The sequence below is a fragment of the Streptomyces hygroscopicus subsp. hygroscopicus genome (assembly GCF_001553455.1).
Taxonomy (GTDB): domain Bacteria; phylum Actinomycetota; class Actinomycetes; order Streptomycetales; family Streptomycetaceae; genus Streptomyces; species Streptomyces hygroscopicus.
The window spans coordinates 1-7,766 of the sequence record NZ_BBOX01000541.1 but is presented as its reverse complement, the minus strand read 5'-3'; the positions used below and the strand labels follow the sequence as shown (position 1 = coordinate 7,766).

At 71.6% G+C, this 7,766-nt stretch carries 5 protein-coding genes; all 5 read left to right on the top strand.

Annotated features, from left to right (window positions below):
- A partial coding sequence (locus AXW62_RS38375) for a peptidoglycan D,D-transpeptidase FtsI family protein (RefSeq protein WP_060948430.1) occupies window positions 1-1,887 on the top strand: 1,887 nt, incomplete at its 5' end.
- Window positions 1,888-1,899: 12 nt separating this feature from the next.
- Entirely contained in the window at window positions 1,900-3,660 is a 1,761-nt protein-coding gene (locus AXW62_RS38370; RefSeq protein WP_079115990.1) for a UDP-N-acetylmuramoyl-L-alanyl-D-glutamate--2,6-diaminopimelate ligase, read from the top strand.
- Between the two features lie 62 nt (window positions 3,661-3,722).
- A complete protein-coding gene (locus AXW62_RS38365; protein WP_060948428.1) occupies window positions 3,723-5,162 on the top strand; it encodes a UDP-N-acetylmuramoyl-tripeptide--D-alanyl-D-alanine ligase in 1,440 nt (479 codons plus the stop codon).
- Window positions 5,159-6,226, top strand: a complete 1,068-nt coding sequence (mraY, locus tag AXW62_RS38360; protein WP_030831646.1) for a phospho-N-acetylmuramoyl-pentapeptide-transferase — start codon at window positions 5,159-5,161, stop codon at window positions 6,224-6,226. Before AXW62_RS38365 ends, mraY begins: the two co-directional genes overlap by 4 nt.
- Complete coding sequence (gene murD / locus AXW62_RS38355) at window positions 6,211-7,674, top strand: UDP-N-acetylmuramoyl-L-alanine--D-glutamate ligase (protein ID WP_244190314.1); 1,464 nt, start codon at window positions 6,211-6,213, stop codon at window positions 7,672-7,674. Before mraY ends, murD begins: the two co-directional genes overlap by 16 nt.
- Window positions 7,675-7,766 lie beyond the last annotated feature (92 nt).

Here is a 7,766-nt window from a genome sequence, read left to right as displayed (position 1 = left end):
GGTGAGCGTTCCGGGGGATCGTCCGGCCGTCCGGCCCAGCGCCCGCGCCCCGGCGGCCCCCGGCCGCTGCGGCTGGGCAGCCCGCGCCCCCGGCTGCGGCTGATCAGCCTCGGACTCACCCTCGTCATGCTGGTCTTCGTCGTACGGCTGCTCCAGGTGCAGGCCGTCGACGCCAGCGCCTACGCGGCCAAGGCCAACGTCAACCGCTACATCCCGGTGAAGCTGTCCGCCGAGCGCGGCTCCATCACCGACCGCGACGGCGTCGATCTGGCCACCACCGTGGACGCGTACGACATTACCGCCGCCCCCGACCTCCTCACGCCCGAGACGGCCAGGACCCGTGACGCGCCGCGCCAGGCCGCGGCCCTGCTCGCGCCCATCCTCGGCAAGGACCAGGCGGACCTGGAGAAGAAGCTCACCGACAACCCCGAGTCGAAGTACGTCGTGCTCGCCCGGCAGCAGTCGCCTCAGGTCTGGAACCAGATCAAGGACCTGAAGAGCGCCCTTGACGACTCGGCGGCCAAGGGCAGTGGAACCAATGTGCTGGCCGGGGTCAACCGCGAGGCGCACAGCAAGCGGGTCTATCCCAACGGGGACCTCGCCGCCGGACTGCTGGGGTTCGTGGACGCCGACGGCCGCGGCGCCGCCGGGCTGGAGCAGCAGCTGAACAAGAAGCTCGCGGGCAAGGACGGCAAGCGCGTCTACGCCCAGTCCGGCGGCCACCAGGTGCCCACCGGGGACGTCAAGGAGCAGCCCGCGGTCCCCGGCAGCGACATCGAGCTGACGATCGACCGCGACATCCAGTGGGCCGCCCAGAGTGCCATCGCCGACCAGGTCCGGAAGTCCGGCGCGGACCGCGGCTATGTGATCGTCCAGGACACCCGCACCGGAGAGATCCTGGCGATGGCCAACGCCCCCGGCTTCGACCCCAACGACATCACCACGACCAACAGCGAGCACCTGGGCAACGCCGCGGTCTCCGACGCCTACGAGCCCGGCAGCGTCAGCAAGCTGATGTCCATGGCCGCCGTCCTCGAGGAGGGCGCGGCGCGCTGGGACACCCATGTGGTGGTCCCCAACCGGCTGTCGCGTGCGGACCGGGCCTTCGCGGACGACATCGACCATCCGACCTGGTACCTCACGCTCAACGGCGTGCTCGCCAAGTCCAGCAACATCGGCACCATACTCGCCACCGAGCAGCTGGGCAGGACCAAGCGGGAGAAGAACCGGATCCTCTACTCCTACCTGCGGAAGTTCGGGATCGGCCGGCCCACCGGGCTTGGCTTCCCCGGCGAGACCCCGGGCATCCTGGCCCGGCCGCAGGACTGGAGCGCCTCGCAGCAGTACACCATCCCGTTCGGCCAGGGGCTGTCGCTCAACGCCGTCCAGGCGGCCTCCGTGTACTCCACCATCGCAAACGGCGGTGAGCGCATCGCGCCCACGCTCGTCCGCGGCACCCGGGGGCCCGAAGGCGACTTCACGGCCGCGCCCGCCCCCAAGAAGACCCGGGTCGTCGGTAAGGAGACCGCGAAGACGCTCGCCGAGATGCTCGAGTCGGTGGTGGACGACGAGCAGGGCACCGGCGCCAAGGCGAAGATCCCCGGCTATCGTGTCGCGGGCAAGACCGGCACCTCCAACCGGGTGGACCCCAAGACCGGCCGCTACCGCGGCTACACCGCGTCCTTCGCCGGCTTCGCCCCGGCCGACAAACCCCGGCTGACCGTCTACTGTGCCGTTCAGAACCCGACCAAGGGCAGCTACTTCGGCGGTCAGGTCTGCGGGCCGGTCTACAAGAAGGTCATGGAGTTCGGCCTCAAGACCCTGCAGGTCCCCCCGTCGGGGAAGCAGGCCAAACGGCTCCCCGTGAGCTACAACCCGGGCCAGTGAGCGGACCCAGCAGTGACGACGATCACGCCGGACCCCGGGAACCACGGTTCGGTACGGGCCCGCTTCCCCGTCTCATTTCGCGGGGGAGCGGGTGTGCCGGGTACGCTCACCGCCGTGCCCCACGCTGATCAGTCCCAAACCCCTCAGAAGGACGTTTCTGTGGAATACCCGGGAGCGCCCCGCCCCCTCCAGGTCCGCCCGATCCCGCTCGCGGAGCTGGCGGATCAGCTGGGCGTCCAAGCCCCCGAAGCACCGGAGGGGGCCGCGGTCACCGGGATCACCCATGACTCGCGGGCCGTACGCCCCGGCGATGTGTACGCCGCGCTGGCCGGCGCCCGTCTCCACGGCGCGGACTTCGCCGCCCAGGCCGCCGACCTCGGCGCGGTCGCGGTGCTGACCGACCCGGCCGGCGCCGAGCGCGCCGCGGCCACCGGACTGCCGGTGCTGGCGGTGGCGGACCCGCGCGGCCGGATGGGCGCACTGGCCGCCACGATCTACGGTGAGCCGGGTCACGGTCTGCTCCAGATCGGCATCACCGGCACCTCCGGCAAGACCACGACCGCGTATCTCGTCGAAGGCGGCCTCAAGGCCGCCGCGAAGCACGACGGCGGCCTTACGGGTCTCATCGGCACCGTGGAGATGCGGATCGGCGACGAGCGCATCAAGTCCGAGCGCACCACCCCCGAGGCCACCGATCTGCAGGCCCTGTTCGCGGTGATGCGGGAGCGCGACGTCCGCTCGGTCGTCATGGAGGTCTCCAGCCACGCCCTGGTCCTCGGCCGGGTGGACGGCTGCGTCTTCGACGTCGCGGTCTTCACCAACCTCAGCCCGGAGCACATGGAGTTCCATTCCGGCATGGAGGACTACTTCCAGGCCAAGGCCCAGCTGTTCACCAGGGCCCGCAGCCGCGCCGGAGTGATCAACTACGACGACGAGTACGGCCGGCGGCTGATCGAGCAGTCCGAGGTCCCCGTCACGACCTTCTCCGCCGAGGGCCACCCGGACGCCCACTGGCGCGCCGCCGACGTCGAGGTCGGCCCGCTCGGCTCGACCTTCACCGTCCTCGGACCGGACGGCGAGTCCGTACGGGCCGCCGCGCCCCTCCCGGGCCCCTTCAACGTCGCCAACGCGCTCGCCGCGGTCGTCGCGCTCGCCGTCGCCGGGATCGACCCGCAGACGGCCGCCGACGGCGTCGCCGCCGTCCCCGGCGTGCCGGGCCGGCTGGAGCGGGTCGACGTGGGCCAGCCCTACCTCGCCGTCGTCGACTACGCCCACAAGACCGACGCGGTGGAGTCGGTGCTGCGTGCCCTCCGCAAGGTGACCGACGGCAAGCTGCACGCCGTCCTCGGCTGCGGCGGGGACCGCGACCGGCTCAAGCGCGGCCCGATGGGCGCGGCGGTGGCCCGGTACGCCGACACAGCCGTCCTCACCTCCGACAACCCCCGCTCCGAGGATCCGCTCGCGATCCTCGCCGCCATGCTCGCGGGTGCCGCTGAGGTGCCCGCCCACGAGCGTGGTGATGTGCTGGTCGAGGAGGACCGGGCGAACGCCATCGCGGCCGCCGTGGCCCGGGCCGCGCCCGGTGACACCGTCATCGTGGCCGGCAAGGGCCATGAGCTGGGCCAGGACATCGCCGGCGTGGTCCGTGCCTTCGACGACCGCCAGGTACTCCGCGAAGCCATCGAGCTCAGTGAGCGAGCCCACAGGCGCGATGCCACGCGCCCCGAGGCGAGCGCACAGCATCGGGACAAACACCAAGACGACCAGGGATGACAGACCGCCATGCGCGCACCAGCCCCCTCCAGGCAGCTCTCCCGCACGGCCGGAGGTGATCAGTGATCGCACTGTCGCTCACCGAGATCGCCGGCCTAGTCGGTGGACAGCCGCACGACATACCGGACCCGGACCTGAAGGTCACGGGCCCTGTCGTGATCGACTCCCGTGAGGTGCGGCCCGGCAGCCTCTTCGCAGCGCTCCCCGGGGAGCGCGTGGACGGCCACGACTTCGCCCGGGGCGCGGTCGAGGCGGGTGCCGTGGCGGTCCTGGCCGCCCGTCCCGTCGGCACACCGGACGCCCCCGTACCGGCGATCGTCGTACCCGATGTCATCGCCGCCATGGGAGCGCTGGCGCGCGCCGTCGTGGAGCGCCTGGGCACCACCGTGGTGGCGCTCACCGGCTCCGCGGGCAAGACCAGCACCAAGGACCTCATCGCCCAGCTGCTCCAGCGCCGCGGGCCCACCGTATGGACGCCGGGCAACTTCAACAACGAAATCGGGCTACCGGTGGCCGCGCTCAGCGCAGACGAGGCCACCCAGCACCTGGTGCTGGAGATGGGCGCCCGGGGTAAGGGGCACATCCGGTATCTGGCCACGCTCACCCCGCCCCGCGTCGGACTCGTGCTCAACGTCGGCACCGCCCATATCGGGGAGTTCGGCGGCCGGGAGCAGATCGCCGAGGCCAAGGGCGAGCTGGTGGAGGCCCTGCCGTCGGCCGAGGAGGGCGGGGTGGCGGTGCTCAACGCCGACGACCCCTTGGTGCGCGCCATGGCGTCGCGCACCAAGGCCCGTACCGTCCTGTTCGGCGAGGCCGAGGACGCCGATGTGCGTGCCGGGAATGTCCGGCTCGCCGACGGGGGCCGCCCCGCCTTCACGCTTCACACCCCCACCGGGTGCAGTGACGTGACCATGCGCCTGTACGGTGAGCACCACGTGTCGAACGCGCTCGCCGCGGCCGCCGTCGCCCACGAGTTGGGCATGTCCGTCGACGAGATCGCCGTGGCGCTCTCCGAGGCGGGGCAGCTCTCCCGCTGGCGGATGGAGGTCACCGAGCGCTCGGACGGCGTGACGGTCGTCAACGACGCCTACAACGCGAACCCCGAGTCCATGCGAGCAGCGCTGCGCGCGCTGGTCGCCATGGGCGCTGCCACACCGGGGCGTCGCACGTGGGCGGTGCTCGGCCCGATGGCCGAGCTGGGCGAGGAGTCACTGGCCGAGCACGACGCGGTCGGGCGGCTGGCCGTCCGGCTCAACGTCAGCAAGCTCGTGGCGGTCGGCGGCCAGGAGGCCGCCTGGCTGGACATGGGCGCCAAGAACGAGGGTTCGTGGGGTGAGGAGTCGGTGCACGTGTCCGACGTGCGGGCAGCGGTCGATCTGCTGCGCAGCGAGCTGCGACCGGGGGATGTCGTGTTGGTGAAGGCGTCCAGGTCGGTCGGCCTGGAGCGGCTTGCGCAGGCGTTGCTCGACGGTGAGGGTGAGGTCGCCGGCCGATGGGCATGAGGCAGATCCTCTTCTCGGGAGCCATCGGGCTCTTTCTGACCCTGATCGGCACACCGCTGCTGATCAAGCTGCTGGCCCGCAAGGGCTACGGCCAGTACATCCGGGACGACGGTCCGCGGACGCACGGCAGCAAGAAGGGCACGCCCACCATGGGCGGTATCTCCTTCATCCTGGCCACGCTGATCGCCTACGCCGTGACGAAGGTGATCACCGGCAGTGAGCCGTCCTTCTCCGGTGTGCTGGTGCTCTTCCTGTTCGCGGGCATGGGGCTGGTCGGCTTCCTCGACGACTACATCAAGATCGTCAAGCAGCGCAGCCTCGGTCTGCGGGCCAAGGCGAAGATGGCCGGCCAGCTGATCGTCGGTATCGCCTTCGCGATCCTCGCGCTGAACTTCGCCGACGCGCGCCAGCAGACGCCCGCCTCCGACCGGCTCTCCTTCGTCCAGGACTTCGGCTGGTCCTTCGGCCCGGTGATCTTCGCGATCTGGGCGCTGTTCATGATCCTGGCCATGTCGAACGGTGTGAACCTCACCGACGGCCTCGACGGTCTGGCCACCGGTGCCTCCGTGATGGTCTTCGGCGCCTACACCTTCATCGGCGTCTGGCAGTACCAGGAGTCCTGCGCCAACGCGGAGACGCTCACCAATCCCGCGTCCTGTTTCGAGGTCCGTGACCCGCTCGACCTCGCGGTCGTCGCCTCCGCCCTGATGGGCGCGTGCTTCGGCTTCCTGTGGTGGAACACCTCGCCCGCCAAGATCTTCATGGGGGACACCGGTTCGCTCGCGCTCGGCGGCGCCCTCGCGGGCCTGGCCATCTGCTCCCGTACGGAGCTGCTGCTGGCCCTGCTCGGCGGACTGTTCGTTCTGATCACCATGTCCGTGGTCATCCAGGTCGGCTCCTTCCGGACCACCGGGCGACGGGTCTTCCGGATGGCACCGCTCCAGCACCACTTCGAACTCAAGGGGTGGAGCGAAGTCCTTGTGGTGGTCCGGTTCTGGATCATCCAGGGCATGTGCGTGATCGTCGGCCTCGGCATCTTCTACGCGGGGTGGCGGGCTTCGTGACGTCCGGCGCCGCTTCCCCCGACGTGTCCGACCTCGCCGGACGGCAGGTCACCGTCGCCGGGCTCGGCGTCTCCGGGGTCCCCGCAGCGCGTGCGCTGCGGGGCCTCGGGGCCTCGGTGACCGTGGTCAACGGCAGCGACGGCGCGCCACAGCGCGCCCAGGCGGCCGAGCTGGAGCCGCTGGGCATCACGGTCCGCCTCGGCGACGGGGCGACGCTCCCCGAGGGCACCGAGCTGGTCGTGACCACCCCCGGCTGGAAGCCCACCAGTCCGCTGTTCCTGGCCGCCGCCGAGGCGGGTGTGCCGGTCTGGGGCGATGTGGAGCTGGCGTGGCGGCTGCGCGGCCCGGACGCCCCGCCCTGGCTCGCGGTCACCGGCACCAACGGCAAGACGACCACCGTGAGGATGCTCGCGGCCATCCTGGAGGCGGCCGGGCTGCGCACCGCGGCCGTGGGCAACATCGGCGTCTCGCTCCTGGACATCGTGCTGGGCGACGAGCCGTACGACGTGCTGGCCGTCGAGCTCTCCAGCTACCAGCTGCACTGGGCGCCCTCGCTGCGCGCCCACTCCGGGGCGGTGCTCAACCTCGCCCCCGACCACCTCGACTGGCACGGCTCCATGGCGGCGTACGCGGCCGACAAGGGCCGGATCTACGAGGGCAACCAGGTGGCCTGCGTCTACAACGTGGCCGACCCCGCCACCGAGGACCTGGTGCGCGCGGCCGACGTCGAGGAGGGCTGCCGGGCGATCGGCTTCACCCTCGGCACCCCCGGCCCCTCCCAACTCGGCGTCGTGGAGAACATCCTCGTCGACCGGGCCTTCGTGGCGAACCGGCAGCAGCAGGCGCAGGAGCTCGCCGAGGTCTCCGACGTGAACCCGCCGGCCCCGCACAACATCGCCAACGCCCTCGCGGCGGCCGCCCTGGCCCGCTCCTTCGGGGTCCCGCCGGCGGCCGTGCGGGACGGCCTGCGCGCCTTCCGGCCCGATCCGCACCGGGTGGAGCACGTCGCGGACGTCGGCGGCGTGGCCTACGTCGACGACTCGAAAGCGACCAACACCCACGCCGCGGAGGCGTCGTTGGGCGCCTACGAGCACATCGTGTGGATCGCGGGCGGTCTCGCCAAGGGGGCCACCTTCGACGAACTCGTCCTAACGGCGGCCAAGCGGCTGCGCGGCGTGGTGCTGATCGGCGCCGACCGCGCGCTGATCCGCGAAGCGCTCGCGCGACACGCGGCAGATGTCCCGGTCGTGGACCTCGACCGGACCGACACTGGGGCGATGGCGGCGGCTGTGCGCGAAGCGGCGCGGCTCGCCCGGCCGGGCGATACCGTCCTGATGGCACCGGCCTGCGCCTCGATGGACATGTTCACCAACTACAACGAGCGGGGCGACGCCTTCGCCGCGGCGGTCCAGGACCTGGCCTCGGGCCGGGGTCCGGACGAGCAGTAGCCCGCCGGTCCCCCGCGAGGACCGCCCGCGCGGGGAAACTGGAGGGGATACCACATGACGCCTGACCAGCCCGCCGCGCCGCGGTCCCGGCC